14 protein-coding genes are annotated in these 13,497 nt (G+C 61.2%); 8 read left to right on the top strand and 6 right to left on the bottom strand.

All coding sequences use genetic code 11. The annotated features are described in order from the left end of the window. Positions 1 to 77 precede the first annotated feature (77 nt). Together E8E68_RS05165 and xth are read left to right on the top strand one after the other, a co-directional pair. Positions 78 to 320 (top strand): hypothetical protein, encoded by a 243-nt coding sequence (locus E8E68_RS05165; RefSeq protein WP_110744391.1) that lies wholly within the window; start codon positions 78 to 80, stop codon positions 318 to 320. Continuing rightward, positions 317 to 1,114 (top strand): exodeoxyribonuclease III, encoded by a 798-nt coding sequence (gene xth / locus E8E68_RS05170; protein ID WP_266029929.1) that lies wholly within the window; start codon positions 317 to 319, stop codon positions 1,112 to 1,114. The genes E8E68_RS05165 and xth overlap by 4 nt, the downstream gene beginning before the upstream one ends. Before the next feature lie 71 nt (positions 1,115 to 1,185). On the opposite strand, the gene E8E68_RS05175 is transcribed toward xth, so the two are convergent. After that, complete coding sequence (locus E8E68_RS05175) at positions 1,186 to 2,973, bottom strand: thiamine pyrophosphate-requiring protein (protein WP_266029930.1); 1,788 nt, start codon at positions 2,971 to 2,973, stop codon at positions 1,186 to 1,188. Positions 2,974 to 3,120: 147 nt separating this feature from the next. Between E8E68_RS05175 and E8E68_RS05180 the strand changes: the two genes are divergently transcribed. Then, entirely contained in the window at positions 3,121 to 3,645 is a 525-nt protein-coding gene (locus E8E68_RS05180; RefSeq protein ID WP_266029932.1) for a cupin domain-containing protein, read from the top strand. Positions 3,646 to 3,699: 54 nt separating this feature from the next. On the opposite strand, the gene E8E68_RS05185 is transcribed toward E8E68_RS05180, so the two are convergent. Then, positions 3,700 to 4,068, bottom strand: coding sequence for a hypothetical protein (locus E8E68_RS05185; RefSeq protein WP_280340060.1), 369 nt, complete (start codon positions 4,066 to 4,068; stop codon positions 3,700 to 3,702). Between the two features lie 256 nt (positions 4,069 to 4,324). On the opposite strand from E8E68_RS05185, the gene E8E68_RS05190 reads away from it, so the two are divergent. Beyond that, positions 4,325 to 5,434, top strand: a complete 1,110-nt coding sequence (locus tag E8E68_RS05190; RefSeq protein ID WP_280340062.1) for a Gfo/Idh/MocA family oxidoreductase — start codon at positions 4,325 to 4,327, stop codon at positions 5,432 to 5,434. 37 nt (positions 5,435 to 5,471) lie between these two features. On the opposite strand, the gene E8E68_RS05195 is transcribed toward E8E68_RS05190, so the two are convergent. Beyond that, complete coding sequence (locus E8E68_RS05195) at positions 5,472 to 5,936, bottom strand: hemerythrin domain-containing protein (protein ID WP_280340064.1); 465 nt, start codon at positions 5,934 to 5,936, stop codon at positions 5,472 to 5,474. A gap of 245 nt (positions 5,937 to 6,181) precedes the next feature. Here E8E68_RS05195 and E8E68_RS05200 point away from each other — a divergent pair, with 245 nt between their 5' ends. Both E8E68_RS05200 and E8E68_RS05205 read left to right on the top strand, forming a co-directional pair. Further along, complete coding sequence (locus E8E68_RS05200) at positions 6,182 to 7,798, top strand: histidine kinase famiy protein (protein WP_266029940.1); 1,617 nt, start codon at positions 6,182 to 6,184, stop codon at positions 7,796 to 7,798. A gap of 246 nt (positions 7,799 to 8,044) precedes the next feature. Next, a complete protein-coding gene (locus E8E68_RS05205; protein ID WP_280340086.1) occupies positions 8,045 to 10,063 on the top strand; it encodes a PAS domain-containing sensor histidine kinase in 2,019 nt (672 codons plus the stop codon). A gap of 105 nt (positions 10,064 to 10,168) precedes the next feature. Here E8E68_RS05205 and E8E68_RS05210 read toward each other — a convergent pair whose 3' ends face one another. The 3 genes from E8E68_RS05210 to E8E68_RS05220 all read right to left on the bottom strand — a co-directional run bounded on the left by E8E68_RS05210 (position 10,169) and on the right by E8E68_RS05220 (position 12,210). Beyond that, on the bottom strand, positions 10,169 to 11,026 hold the full coding sequence (locus E8E68_RS05210; protein WP_280340066.1) for an SDR family oxidoreductase: 858 nt from the start codon (positions 11,024 to 11,026) through the stop codon (positions 10,169 to 10,171). A 141-nt stretch (positions 11,027 to 11,167) separates the two neighbouring features. Then, positions 11,168 to 11,989: a helix-turn-helix domain-containing protein gene (locus E8E68_RS05215; protein ID WP_280340067.1), complete on the bottom strand. Its 822-nt coding sequence runs from the start codon at positions 11,987 to 11,989 to the stop codon at positions 11,168 to 11,170. 2 nt (positions 11,990 to 11,991) lie between these two features. Then, complete coding sequence (locus E8E68_RS05220; protein ID WP_280340069.1) at positions 11,992 to 12,210, bottom strand: hypothetical protein; 219 nt, start codon at positions 12,208 to 12,210, stop codon at positions 11,992 to 11,994. 19 nt (positions 12,211 to 12,229) lie between these two features. Between E8E68_RS05220 and E8E68_RS05225 the strand changes: the two genes are divergently transcribed. Together E8E68_RS05225 and E8E68_RS05230 are read left to right on the top strand one after the other, a co-directional pair. After that, complete coding sequence (locus tag E8E68_RS05225; RefSeq protein ID WP_266029946.1) at positions 12,230 to 12,409, top strand: hypothetical protein; 180 nt, start codon at positions 12,230 to 12,232, stop codon at positions 12,407 to 12,409. Between the two features lie 126 nt (positions 12,410 to 12,535). After that, on the top strand, positions 12,536 to 13,462 hold the full coding sequence (locus tag E8E68_RS05230) for a universal stress protein (protein ID WP_266029948.1): 927 nt from the start codon (positions 12,536 to 12,538) through the stop codon (positions 13,460 to 13,462). Positions 13,463 to 13,497: the final 35 nt, after the last annotated feature.

A 13,497-nucleotide genomic window follows, 5' to 3' on the forward strand; every position in this document is an offset into this window, starting at 1 on the left:
CTACCGCCAATGCAGCCCGGTTGAACACTGCGCGCCCACCGTGCTCTCACCCATAATGGTTTAGCGAGGGTGGCCCGATGAGTATCGAACGCAGCATTCCTGAACTGGAAGCCTGGTACGCGCAGTACGACGACATCAGTTACCGGCGCGAGTCGCCGGATGCCTACCATCATGCGCTGGTGCGCACCGCCGAAGCCCTGCGCGACGATGGCGCCATCGATTGGGACGACTGGCTAGCGCTCAAGCAACTGGCCGATCAGGCCCATGTGCGGGCACTGGAGGACGCTGTGCAGGCTCACGTGAACGACCCTGACGCATGAAAACGTTGAAGATCGCCACCTTCAACATCAACGGGATCCGCAGTCGTTTGCCGGCGTTGCTGGCCTGGCTGCAGCGGGAGCAGCCCGATGTCGCCTGCCTGCAAGAGTTGAAGGCGGCTGACCAGCAGTTTCCGCGTCAGGACATCGAGGCGGCAGGGTATGGCTGCATCTACATGGGGCAGCCAGCGTGGAACGGCGTGGCCATTCTGGCGCGGGGCAGCGAGCCGCTGGAGGTCCGGCGTGGTCTGCCGGGTATGCAGGACGATACCCACAGCCGGTACCTCGAGGCCGCAGCGCACGGGGTCCTGGTGGGGTGCCTGTATCTGCCCAACGGTAATCCGCAGCCTGGTCCGAAATTCGACTACAAGCTGCGCTGGTTCGAGTGCCTGATAAAACATGCCCAAGCACTCTATGACAGCGGCCACCCTACGGTGCTGGCGGGTGACTTCAATGTCGTACCCACGGACCTGGACATCTATGACCCGCGTTCCTGGCTTAAGGATGCGCTGCTGCAGCCGCAGTCGCGTGCGTGTTTCGAGCAGTTGTTGGCCCAAGGCTGGACCGATGCCATTCGGGACCTGTACCCGGAAGAGCGCATCTACACCTTCTGGGATTATTTCCGCAATCACTGGGCACGCAACGCCGGTTTGCGCATCGATCACCTGCTGCTCAACCGCGAACTGGCCCCCTACCTGAAACGTGCTGGCGTGGATGCCTGGGTGCGCAATGAGGCCAAGGCCAGTGATCATGCTCCGGTGTGGGTTGAGCTGGGCGGGCGGCGGCACCGCAGTTAGCGCGTGTCGTACTGCCAACGCGGATAGATACCGCCGGGCAGGGTACGCCTGCCCCGGCGGCCTCAATCTTGTCATTTTTTGCCGGGCAGCACCGAGCTCAGGACTTGTTTGGCCGTTTGCACGATGACCCCTGCCTGGTCCGGATCGCCCTTGAGCAAGCTGCTGGCGAACTTTTTCGCCTGTTCCAGCTTGATGTGTGGGGGCAGGGGCGCCACGTTCGGGTCAGTCTTGAATTCGATCAACACCGGCCGGTCAGCCGCCAACGCCCGCTCCCAAGCGCCGGCGATTTCTTCTTCCCGTTCCACGTAGATGCCCTCCAGGCCAATGGAGATGGCGAAGAGGTGGTAGGGCACATCGGGGATCGACTGCGAGGCCTCGAACTTAGGGTCGCCTTCCATGACCCGCTGTTCCCAGGTTACCTGGTTGAGGTCTTCATTGTTGAAGACGGCGCAGATCCACTGCGGGTTGTCCCATTGATGCCAGTACTTGGCCACGGTGATCAGCTCGGCCAGGTTGCTCATTTGCATTGCGCCGTCCCCCACCAACGCCACCACGCTGCGTTGGGGGTGGGCAAACTTGGCGGAGATCGCATAGGGCACCGCCGCGCCCATGCTGGCCAGCCCGCCGGAAAGCGAACATTGCATGCCCTGGCGAACCTGCAGATCACGGGCAAACCAGTTGGCGCAGGAGCCCGAGTCGCTGGTGATGATCGCATGGTCGGGCAGGCGAGCGGAAAGCTCGTAGACCACGCGCTGCGGGTTGATCGGATCGGCCTTTGCCAATGCTCGCTTCCCCAGCGTCTTGTCCCAGCTCGCGCGCCAGCGTTCGATCTTGTCCCGCCAGCGCCGTTCGCGCTTGTGTTCGAGTAACGGCAGCAAGGCCTGCAGCGTCTCGCTGGCATCGCCCACCAGGTTCACCTCCATCGGATAGCGCAGGCTGAGCATGTCCGGCTGCAGGTCTATCTGCACCCCGCGGGCCTGGCCCTCCTTGGGCATGAACTCGGCATAGGGGAAGCCGGAGCCGATCATCAACAAGGTGTCGCACTCGTTCATCAGCTGCGCACTTGGCTCGGTACCGAGTAGCCCTATGGCGCCAGTGACCCAGGGCAGGTCATCGGGCAAGACTGCTTTGCCCAGCAGCGCCTTGGCAACGCCTGCACCAAGCATCTCGGCCACCGCCATCACCTGCTCGGAGGCTTGCAGGGCGCCGGCTCCCACCAGGATTGCAACCTTGCGCCCAGCGTTCAGCACCTCGGCGGCACGCTGCAGGTCCGCTTCGAAGGGCACCACCTTGGGCTTGCTGTAACCTACGCCAGAATGCACGGTGCCGTGGGCCCTCGCGGGCTCGTGGTAGGGCAGGTCCTGCAGGTCGTTGGGCAGGATAATGGCGGTGACCCGCCGTTCGCCGACGGCAGTACGCACTGCTCGGTCGAGCAGATGGCGCACCTGTTCCGGAGCGGACGCTTGCTGCACGAAAGCCCCGGCAACGTCCTTGAACATCGACAGCAGGTCCAGCTCCTGCTGATAGTGCCCCCCCAGCGCAGCCCGCGCCTGCTGGCCGACGATGGCCAGCACCGGTTGGTGGTCCATGCGTGCGTCGTACAGGCCCGTCAACAGGTGCGAGGCACCCGGGCCAGAGGTGGCGATGCAGACCCCCAGTTCGCCTGTGAACTTGGCATGCGCACTGGCCATGAATGCAGCCATTTCCTCATGGCGTGCCTGCACGAACTGGATCTTGCCCTTGGCCCGGCTCAGCGCGCCAAACACCCCGTTGATACCATCGCCAGGGTAGCCGAATATTCGCCGGACACCCCATTGGTACAAGCGCTCGATCAGAAAGTCACCTACCGTGCTGCTCATCATGCTCTCCCGTGCCGTATCGATAGGGGTCTGGACTGGGTAGGCGCCAGGAAAGTTTCAAGCATGTTCGCGCAGGTTTTCCGAGTGGAACCATTCAATCGGGAGTGGGTTCGCAACAGAACCGACCACTTGCCGAGGAAGCGGACCATGAAGGCCATCGACACTGCCCCTGCCACCGTGCGGACCTTGCACTTCGAGGATGACGGCGCTACACCGAACAACCGTTTTCCGGTTCTGCTGTACCACGTGCATATCGAACCGACGCAGGATGTTGCCAGCGGGTTCGAAGCGCTGTTCGCGGCGCACCGCTGGACGCCGGTCTGGCGCGCCGGCATCTACGATTTCCATCACTTTCACCCCAATGCCCACGAAGCATTGGGTGTCGTCTGTGGGTGGGCCCAGGTGATGCTTGGTGGGGAAGCTGGGCAGACCCTGGACGTGAGCCCGGGCGATGTGCTGGTGCTGCCGGCCGGCACAGGCCATCGATGTATTGAGAGCAGTGATGATTTTCTAGTGGTGGGTGCCTATCCACAGGGCCAGGAAAATTACGACACTCAACGGCCCGATGCTGCACAGCATCAGCAGGCATTAGCCCGAATCGCCAGGGTGCCAGGCCCAGAACAGGACCCGGTCTGCGGCAGTCATGGGGCCTTGATGAAGTCTTGGCGCTGAGGCGGCGGGGCGAGGCTCGTCAGCCCCCCCACGCCCTGGACAGCGATACGCTCATCAGCTGCCAGCGCCGCTGCCGCCCCCTGCGCTACCGCCTGAGCCACCCGTGCCCGAGCCTGAACCGGTACCCTGGCCATTACCCGTGCCAGTCTCCGCTCCCGTGCCTCCGCTACCCGAGCCATTGGTGGTGCCATCACCACCTGTGTTGTCAGTGCCATTGCTGTTCGTACCGCCAGATCCAGTACCCATGCCATCCCCTGGGGTACCGGAACCGGTGGCGCCGCCGTTGCCATTCATCTGCCCGCTGTCGTGCGGCTGCATAGTGGGGGCGCGCTGGTCGTTCATGTCGGTGGCGGCCAGCACCAGCGGCGCGGTCGCACCCAGGCACAGCACCAACATGAGGGAATGGGGCTTGATGCTTTTCATGGTGAATCTCCTTTCCGGTTGATCTCCTCTTCTTGGGCCGGCGCAACTCGCCATCCGTGCGCTGGCACCGACGGGTGGAGCGAACATTGCACGCCCCTCATTTTCGAGGGCCGGTAGCCGCGGCCCCTTGTTATATCGCCTGCGTGCCTGGCGTACTACGCGATGCCCGGGCAGATTTATGGAACCTCTCGCACGCTCGGCTTGCCCATTCCCATGACTCAAGGGATCAATCATCCTGATGAAAAGGAGCATTTGCATGCCCACCGCAGCAGGCAAGATTCGTTATGGCGTAGTGGCCGGAGGTTCGATCTCCCAAGGCGCCTTCATGCCCGGCATCGGTCAGACCGATAATTCGGTGATCACCGCACTGGTGACCGGCGATGCGCAGAAGGCCACCCGCCTGGCCGCTCAATACGGGCTCAAAGCCTATGACTACGCGGACTATCCGACACTGCTCAGCTCAGGTGAGGTCGATGCGGTGTATGTCGCCACGCCTAATTTCCGCCACCGTGAGTTTGTAATACCGGCGCTGGAGGCTGGGATCCATGTGCTGCTGGAGAAGCCAATGGGCACCAGCGAGGCCGACTGCCAAGCGATGATCGAGGCTGCGCAACGTTCCGGGGCCAAGCTGATGATCGCCTACCGGTTGCACTGCGAACCAGGCACGCTGGACATGATCGAGCGGGTGCATGCCGGCAACTTTGGTGAGCCGCGGTTGTTCACCTCGACGTTCACCCAACGGGTGAAGACCAGCAATCACCGCGCGCAAAGCGGTTTTGCGGCCGGCCCGGTTGCGGACATGGGCCCGTACCCGCTGAATATGGTCCGCCAGCTTTTCAATGCCGAGCCTATCGAGGTCACTGCCGTCGGCGTACATTCGCCAGGTAGCACCCTCGACACCTGGGACACGGTCACCGTCAGCCTACGGTTTGCTGACGAGCGCCTGGCGCAGTTCACCGTGAGTTATACCTTGCCGGACACCGAGCGGTTCCAACTGCTGGGCACCCAAGGGGAAATCGAAGCGTCGCCATGCTTCGGTTACGGGGAGGGGGTCGCCATCAGCTACAGGGCCACGATCGATGGCGAAACCCGAATTCATGTGAACCCGGTAGTCGATCAGTTTGCTGGAGAAACTGCTTATTTTTCCGACTGCATTCTACGCAACGAGGCGCCGGAACCTGACGGCGACGAAGGCTGGCGCGACGTGCGGGTGATAGCGGCGATTCAGCGAGCCTTGGAAACCGGCCACCCCCAGCGCCTGGACCCGCTGGCGGCGCGGCCGTTTGCCCGACGGCGCGAGCAGCGCCGTGCGTTCGCGCTGGCCGAGGTACCTCCGATGATCAACACTGAAGCACCTACCGAATAGATCAGGGCCTGCGCGCCCCTGGGCGCGCAGGTGACGCTCATGCCGCCCGCTGCTCACCCTTGAGTAGTTTCTTCTGCGCTTCCATGGCATGCCCCATCTCTTCAAGTGCCTGCTTGCCCAGCAACTTGCGGGCCGTCGGGAACAGCTCGTTTTCTTCCTCCTCGATATGATGCTCCAGCAGTTCCTTCATTACCTTGACCCGACCGGCGAATTCCACGGTCCCGGTTTCGGTATGCAGCAAGTCGGGAATGACCAGCGAGTCGACGGTACGGTGTTCTTCCTTGGCTTCGTAGTACATCTTTGCTTCTTCCTTACCGCCGGCCTGCTTGATCGCCGGGTACAGGATTTCTTCTTCCAGAGCCGTGTGAATGCTCACTTCCTGCTTGATACGCGCAAGCAGTTCGGCGCGCTTCTTGACTGCGCGCTCGGTGGTTGAGGACAGTTCCTCGAGCAATTTTTTCACCAGTTGGTGATCCTGGATCAGCAGTTCGATTGCGTTCATGCGACACCTCTCAGTGGGCTGGGAAAAGTCACGGTTGCGAACAGTTGAGCTGGCTGGAACTGGCAAGGTTCAATGCGGTTGATCAGCGCGGGCAAGGCTGCTCCTGCACGTTGCAGGTTAGCGGGAGGGAAACTAAGCGAAACGAAAATGAGTCGATATGCCTGCAACCGTCTGGGTTTCAACCGCTGCTGACATGGGTGAGCAACTTGCCCGTGGTGGCGGTTCAGATGGGACGGATATCAACCATGACCAAGGAGTTCCCCGTGAGCAGCACGAAGGCGCGCGTCAGCAACCAGGCATCAGGGGACATCTCACAGCTGCCGCACGACATGTTCTTCGCAGCTGTCGAAACCACGCGGATGCCAATGATCGTCACCGACCCGAATCGTGACGACAACCCCATCATTTTCGCCAATCGGGCTTTTCTGGAAATGACCGGTTATGCCTTGGCGGAAATCATCGGGCGTAATTGTCGGTTCCTGCAAGGCCCCGAGACCGACCGTTCGGTCATCGACGCCCTGCGCGATTCCATCAACGAGCGCGTGGACATCGCCACTGAAATCCTCAACTACCGCAAGGATGGCTCGAGTTTCTGGAATGCACTGTTCATTTCCCCGATCTTCAACGAGCGCGGCGAACTGATCTACTACTTTGCCTCGCAGTTGGACGTCAGCCGCCGCCGGGACGCCGAAGACGCCTTGCGCCAGGCGCAGAAAATGGAAGCGTTGGGGCAACTGACAGGTGGCATAGCCCACGATTTCAACAACCTGCTGCAGGTAATGGGTGGGTACCTGGGGTTGATTGCCAGCGAGGCAGACAAGACCCAGGTGGATCTCAACCGGATCCGGCGCAGCGTCGGCCATGCCCAGTCGGCAGTGGAACGCGCCAGCACCTTGACCAAGCAGCTGCTGGCGTTTGCCCGCAAGCAAAAATTGCATGGGCGCGTGCTCAACCTGAATCATCTGGTCGAGGATATGCGACCCATGATGGAGCGTACCTTCGGCAGCGATGTGTGGGTGGAATTCGACTTCGAAGCCAACCTGCGCAATTGCCGGATCGACGCGACGCAGGCGGAGGTGGCGCTGCTCAACATCTTCATGAATGCGCGGGATGCACTCATAGGGCGCAAGCGCCCGCACGTGTTCATTGAAACCCGCAACGTGATGGTCACCGACATCAACCTTTCCTTTGATGGCCTGTTGCCGGGCAGCTATGTGAGCCTGTCGGTCACCGACAATGGCATCGGCATGCCGGCCAGCATCCGTGATCGGGTGATGGACCCATTCTTCACTACCAAGGAAGAAGGCAAAGGCTCAGGGTTGGGCCTGTCGATGGTGTACGGCTTTGCCAAGCAGTCCGGTGGGGCTGCCCGCATCTACACCGAAGAGGGTGAGGGCACGACGTTGCGCCTGTACTTTCCGGTAGACGAGGCCAATATTGTTCAGCAGCAGCCGGTAAAGGTGGTTGAACGGAGTGGGGGCACCGAGCGCATCCTGATTGTCGAAGACCGTCCAGATGTGGCAGAGCTGGCAAAGATGGTGCTTGAAGATTACGGCTACGCCGCCGATATGGTGCTCAATGCGCGTGAAGCGTTAAAGCTGGTGCAGGCCGGGGAACGCTACGACCTGTTGTTTACCGACCTGATCATGCCCGGCGGGATGAATGGTGTGATGCTGGCCCGTGAGGTGCGCCGCCTGCAACCGCAGATAAAGGTTCTGCTGACGACTGGCTATGCCGAAAACTCGATCGAACGTACCGACATTGGCGGCTCGGAGTTCGAAGTCATTTCCAAGCCCTGCCAACCCCACGACCTCGCGCGCCGGGTCAGACAGGTGCTGGATGGGCCGACCGGGGTGGGCTGAGGTGCTGAAGCCGTGCGCGCCAGGCAATTGAATTGTTTTCCGCTCCCGGTGGTCGAATGCATTGCACTCGTGTCTCAGTCTGTGTACACATTCGTCTACAGCCTGGTCCTTGGGCCGCAGCCCCCGTCATGTGGGGCTTGACGGAGGCGCTCAGCCGTCATTGCCAGTATTATGAAGCTTTCCTTGAGGTGAATCATGGATAAAGACGGGGTTGCTGCACAGCCGGCACTGAATGCCGGTTCTGAAATGCTCCCTGTCGCAGATGATTCCTCGGAAAAACTGCGGCTTGTGCTGGAAGCCGCTGCTGTCGTGGGCACCTGGGTCTGGGATATTCCCAACGATCGGGTGACAGCAGACGAACGCTTCTCCCGCTCGTTCGGGATACCTGCCCAGATGTGTGAGGCGGGCATTCCGATAGCCGAAGCTTTTACCGCAATCTACCCGGAAGACCGTGAGCGTGTTCACCGCGATATCCAGGAAGCGATGGCACGAGGCGGTGCGTTTCGCTGTGAGTACCGGGTGCGCAACACGGACGGTATCTACCACTGGATCGAAGCCAACGGGCATGCTGAACTGGATGAAACCGGGCAAGCCATTCGCTTTCCGGGCGTGCTCATGGACATCGAATCGCGCAGGGCTGCCGAGGCAGAGCGGGATCGGGTGTCGGCCCTGTTGCGCACGTTCACTGCTGCGGTGCCAGGTGTGGTCTACGCAAAGGACCTCGAAGGCAGGATGCTCATTGCCAACCATGGGGCGACCCAGCTGATTGGCAAACCCCCTGAATTTTACCTGGGCAAGACCGATCTCGAGTTTCTCGAAGACAAAGCCCAGGCACGCCAGGTGATGGAGACAGACCGGCAGGTAATGCGTGGCGGCAAGGCGGTGCAGATCGAGGAGCGGGTCGACATGCCCGATGGCTCGGAGACCACTTGGTTATCGGTCAAAGCCCCGCTCGTCGATGAGGTCGGGCAGGTCATAGGGCTGATCGGTTCCTCCATTGACGTGTCTGCCCGAAAACGAGCCGAGGCGGCGCTCCTGAATCTGAACCGCACGCTGGAGGACCGGATCAGTGAGGCGGTGGCCCAGCGTGAGGCGGCACAGGAGGCGCTGCGTCATGCGCAAAAAATGGAGGCCATAGGCCAGCTCACAGGGGGCATTGCCCACGACTTCAACAATCTGCTGGCCGGAATCATCGGCAGCCTGGACCTGGCCCGCTTGCGCGGCAAGCAAGGGCGCGCTGAGGATGTCGAACGTTACATCGCGGTTGCGCACCATGCGGCGCAAAAGGCGGCCGCGCTGACGCATCGGTTGTTGGCATTCTCTCGCCGTCAGCCGTTGCAGCCAGTCTGCATGGATGTGAATGGGTTGATTGGAGGGCTCCAGGACCTTGTCTGCCGCACCGTCGGCCCGTCGATTTCCCTGACGGTCGACTTGAATGCGCCAATGGCCACCTGTCTGGTAGACCCGGTCCAGGTCGAAAATTCGCTGTTGAACCTCTGTATCAACGCGCGCGATGCCATTGGTAAAAGGGCTGGCAAGATTTCGATTGTGACCGCCAACCATACCCTCGTGGCAGGCCCGGAGCTGGATACCGAGCTCCAGCCCGGTAATTACCTGACCATCAGCGTGACTGACAATGGCGTGGGCATGTCTGCCGAAACGCTGTCGAAAGCGTGCGAGCCGTTCTTCACCACCAAATCCATCGGCGAAGGCACGGGGTTGGGGCTGTCGATGGTTTATGGTTTTGCCAAACAGTCCGGGGGGCAAGTCAGGATCTTTTCACGGGAGGGTGAGGGGACGCGCGTCGAGCTTTCGCTACCCGCTGCCTTGGACCAAGCCGAGCCCGCCGGTCGCGCAGTGCATCACTCTGATTTCTCCAGCAGCTGGCCAGACCGCACCGTGTTGATTGTCGATGACGAGCCGTCCGTGCGCTTGTTTGTCAGTGATGTGCTCAGCGGTCTGGGGTGCACGGTCATCGAGGCGGCTGACAGCCAGGCTGGCCTGCAGGTACTGGTTTCAGACACACGCATCGATTTGCTGGTGACCGACATTGGCTTGCCCGGCGACATCGATGGCCGTGAGATGGCAGCCGCCGGGCGCAAGGCTCGCCAAGGCTTGCCCGTGATCTTCATGACCGGTTATTCGCGCCCTTCGGTGTTCGAGGATGGCCTCCTGCGGGATGGGTCGGCAGTGCTGACCAAGCCGTTTGCTGTCGAGGAGCTGGTTGCCAATGTTCATGCGATGTTGGGACCGCGCCCAGCGTGATCGACCAGACCTGGAGCGCCAGCGCACAGGTTGTGTGGGCAGGTAATCTCAGTTGTTGTGCTGAAGCTGAGGAAGGGCTCGCCTGTCTGGCGAGCCTCATGGCCGTCAAAGTATCGGTTTACCGCCAGTGACACCGTAACGCGACCCACTGATATAGCTGGCCTCATCAGAACCCAGCAGTACATAGATCGGCGCGACTTCCACGGGTTGCCCTGGTCGCCCCATGGGATAGCTGGAACCGAAATTCTTCACCGCCTCATCTGGCATGGTTGACGGGATCAAGGGCGTCCAGATGGGGCCAGGGGCCACGCTGTTGACCCGGATTCCCTTTTTGCCCAGCAATTGGGCCAGGCCAGCGGTGAAGTTGGCGATGGCACCTTTGGTGGCGGCATAGGCCAGCAGGGCGGGAGAAGGATCGTCGGAGTTCACCGAGCTGGTGTTGATAATCGAGCTGCCCCTGGGCATCGATGGCAAGGCGGCCTGGCAGATCCGGAAGATGGCGGTGATATTGGTATCGAAAGTTTTCACCCATTCCTCATCGTCGATGTCTTCCAAGTTCTCGTGAGCCATCTGAAAGGCTGCGTTGTTGACCAGGATGTCGATACGACCGAACTGTTCGACGGTTTTTTCGACGATGGCATAGCAGTGCTGTTTTTGCGCCAGGTCGCCAGGTAGCAGGAGACATTGCCGGCCTGCGGACTCGACCCATCGTGCGGTTTCTCGCGCGTCTTCGTGCTCGTCGAGGTAGGCGATGGCCACGTCGGCCCCTTCGCGGGCATAGGCAATGGCTACAGCCCTGCCAATCCCGCTGTCAGCACCCGTGATCAAGGCTATTTTGCCCTCCAGACGATTGTGGCCGGTATACGACTGCTCTCCGCAATCAGGGTAGGGCTCCATCTTGCGTTGCGAACCGGGTACCTCCTGGGGCTGTGAAGGGAAGGGGGGAGTAGGGAAGTCTCGCATGGTAGAAGCTCCTGCAGTTGAGAGTGCTCATACCGGTTCGAAAGATCTGGCCCTACGGTGTTGGTTCCAATCCATTGATGGCACGACGAGCGGTGCAGTTGGGCGTCATCCTTGCGCCACGACACGACGCCGTGGCTAACTTCAGCCTGTCGAGCAGGGCGCGTTCAAGGTTTGCCTGCGATCACTGTCCGGGTCGCCCTGCTGGAGCGCTATCAATGCGGGCATGTCGAGTATTTCCACCAGCCTGCCGCGCAGGTCGACGATACCTTGCGCACGCAAGCGGGCGACCGACCGGCATACGGTTTCCAGGCGCAGGCCCAGGTACGATGCGATATCCTCGCGTGACATGCGCAACATGAAGCCATGGGCGGAGTAGCCCCGGGTGACGAAGCGCCCGGACAGCCCGATCATGAAACTGGCCAGGCGCTGCTCGGCGGTAAGGTTGCACAGCATCAGGACACGCTCGTGCTCCCGCACGATCTCCCGGCTCATCAAGCGGTTCAGGCTTTGCTGCAATACCGGAAAGTCGCGCGCCAGTGCTTGCAGGCGACGGTACGGGACTGGGCACACTTCGCTGTCTTCCAGGGCAATGGCGTCGCAGACGTGGCGGTCGGTGGCGATGGCGTCCAGGCCGAGCACGTCACCCGGCATCCAGAAGTTGATCACTACGCCCTGGCCTTCGGCACTGTTCATGCTGGTCTTGAAACTGCCACAGTGCACCGCGTAAAGCGTGGTCAAGGGGTCATTGGCGTTGAACAGCGCTGCGCCTTTGCGGATGCGCAGGCGTGGCCCGATCAGCGCGCCCAGGCAACTGTTGTCATGCAGGGGTAGACCGATGGGCAGGCACAGGCCGCTGACCCGACAATCGCGACACAACGTGACCAGCGGTCTCAGGTGAATCGGCGGGGACGTGCGCGACGTAGCTGGCTGCTCGAGCAGCGTGACTTTCAGTTGGCCAGACATGTTCAAGCCCCCCTCGCACATCGCACATCCGCGTGGGCTGTCACGCCTGAACGGGGCGACCAGCCTGCCAGCATGTCCAGCGAATGGGGGGCGTTGAGGCGGGCGTTGAGCCGCTCGACAAACTGTTGGGCTTCAGCTGCCGTGCTGAAACTGACCCGCCACTCGTCCATGCGGACCCAGCAGCGGTGCTGTTCGGTGTTGTTCTCGACGTAGACCTTCATGGGTGCCTCCGGAGCATGCATGGGCAAAAAACTGCGCAACAATGCAAACAAAGGCATCCCTGCCGGCAACGCACGAGGCTCAAGGCCTGATCGCCACATCCACGCCGCATTTGCCTACGAGCGCCATGGCACGCCTCCGGGACTGGAGATTGTTGTTGGTACGGAAGTAGCGTGCGCCCTGCAAGGGGCGAATCGTTGATCCACGTCAAGTTTGTATGCTGCGGGAGAGACCGTTGGTCCGTGGGGCGTCAGTTGACAAACGTCAAGTCTGCAGAGCACGGGTGAACGATGCTTGGGATACCTATCGCAATCGCAGAGGTGTGCCATGGAAACCCCGCAAAGACTGCTGTTGATCGCATCGCCCCTGATGCGTCGAACCCCCGTCTACGATCGAGCCGCGGCCTTGGCCAAGGCCAAGGGCATGGCGCTGCACATCGTGGCTTTCGATTATGTGGAAGGGCTTGCCACGGCGGGCCTGGTAAATGACCAGGCACTGGCGGTGATGCGCGACGGCTACGTGCTGCAACATCGGGAGTGGCTGGAAAGCCAGGCTCAGCCGATGCGGCGTAACGGTGTCACGGTCACCACCGAAGTGGTGTGGGTGCAGCATCCCTTGAACGAGATTCTGGTGCACCTGCGCGAACAGCCGTTCGCCCTGCTGATCAAGGAACTCGAGCATGAGCCTTGGTGGATGCGCGCCATGTTCACCTCCCTGGATATCCAGCTGCTGCGTGAAACCCGCATCCCGCTGCATCTGGTGCACAAGGCCACCCATCCATTACCGCGCAGGATCCTGGCGGCCGTGGACCTGTCCCGGCCCGAGGATCAGTTCGAAGGCTTCAATGACCAGATCATCAGCGAGGCGCTGAAGCTGGCTTTGCAGTGCAGCGCGCAGATCGAATTGCTGTATGCCTACGACCTGGGTTCCATGTACCTGGACGCCGGTGGCAGCCGGGAGCATTCGTTCCTCTTCGATTCCAACCTCGCCCGGACGCTCCATGAAGCCCAGAGCGACGCCTTCCAGGCCCTTGCCGAGCGCAATGGCATAGCCGTCGAGCACCGGCATATGCGCATAGGTGACCCGACCAAGGTCCTGGGAGTGTTCATGGACAACAATGATATCGACGTACTGGTCATGGGCAGTTATCACCACCACGGCATCGGCTGGTTCATTGGCAGCACTGCCGAGCGGGTATTGCATCGCTTGTCCAGCAGTGTGCTGGTGATTTCCCCCGAGCATTCCCGGGGATAGGGCACAAGGCCCGCAAGGGCCTTGTTTTCAAGCGC

Source organism: Pseudomonas sp. BN607 (assembly GCF_029871175.1).
GTDB lineage: Bacteria > Pseudomonadota > Gammaproteobacteria > Pseudomonadales > Pseudomonadaceae > Aquipseudomonas.

Coding starts and splice junctions, on each gene's coding strand:
- E8E68_RS05165 (WP_110744391.1), top strand. CDS start 78: ATGAGTATCGAACGCAGCATTCCTGAACTGGAAGCCTGGTACGCGCAG.
- xth (WP_266029929.1), top strand. CDS start 317: ATGAAAACGTTGAAGATCGCCACCTTCAACATCAACGGGATCCGCAGT.
- E8E68_RS05175 (WP_266029930.1), bottom strand. CDS start 2,973: ATGAGCAGCACGGTAGGTGACTTTCTGATCGAGCGCTTGTACCAATGG.
- E8E68_RS05180 (WP_266029932.1), top strand. CDS start 3,121: ATGAAGGCCATCGACACTGCCCCTGCCACCGTGCGGACCTTGCACTTC.
- E8E68_RS05185 (WP_280340060.1), bottom strand. CDS start 4,068: ATGAAAAGCATCAAGCCCCATTCCCTCATGTTGGTGCTGTGCCTGGGT.
- E8E68_RS05190 (WP_280340062.1), top strand. CDS start 4,325: ATGCCCACCGCAGCAGGCAAGATTCGTTATGGCGTAGTGGCCGGAGGT.
- E8E68_RS05195 (WP_280340064.1), bottom strand. CDS start 5,936: ATGAACGCAATCGAACTGCTGATCCAGGATCACCAACTGGTGAAAAAA.
- E8E68_RS05200 (WP_266029940.1), top strand. CDS start 6,182: ATGACCAAGGAGTTCCCCGTGAGCAGCACGAAGGCGCGCGTCAGCAAC.
- E8E68_RS05205 (WP_280340086.1), top strand. CDS start 8,045: ATGCTCCCTGTCGCAGATGATTCCTCGGAAAAACTGCGGCTTGTGCTG.
- E8E68_RS05210 (WP_280340066.1), bottom strand. CDS start 11,026: ATGCGAGACTTCCCTACTCCCCCCTTCCCTTCACAGCCCCAGGAGGTA.
- E8E68_RS05215 (WP_280340067.1), bottom strand. CDS start 11,989: ATGTCTGGCCAACTGAAAGTCACGCTGCTCGAGCAGCCAGCTACGTCG.
- E8E68_RS05220 (WP_280340069.1), bottom strand. CDS start 12,210: ATGAAGGTCTACGTCGAGAACAACACCGAACAGCACCGCTGCTGGGTC.
- E8E68_RS05225 (WP_266029946.1), top strand. CDS start 12,230: ATGGGCAAAAAACTGCGCAACAATGCAAACAAAGGCATCCCTGCCGGC.
- E8E68_RS05230 (WP_266029948.1), top strand. CDS start 12,536: ATGGAAACCCCGCAAAGACTGCTGTTGATCGCATCGCCCCTGATGCGT.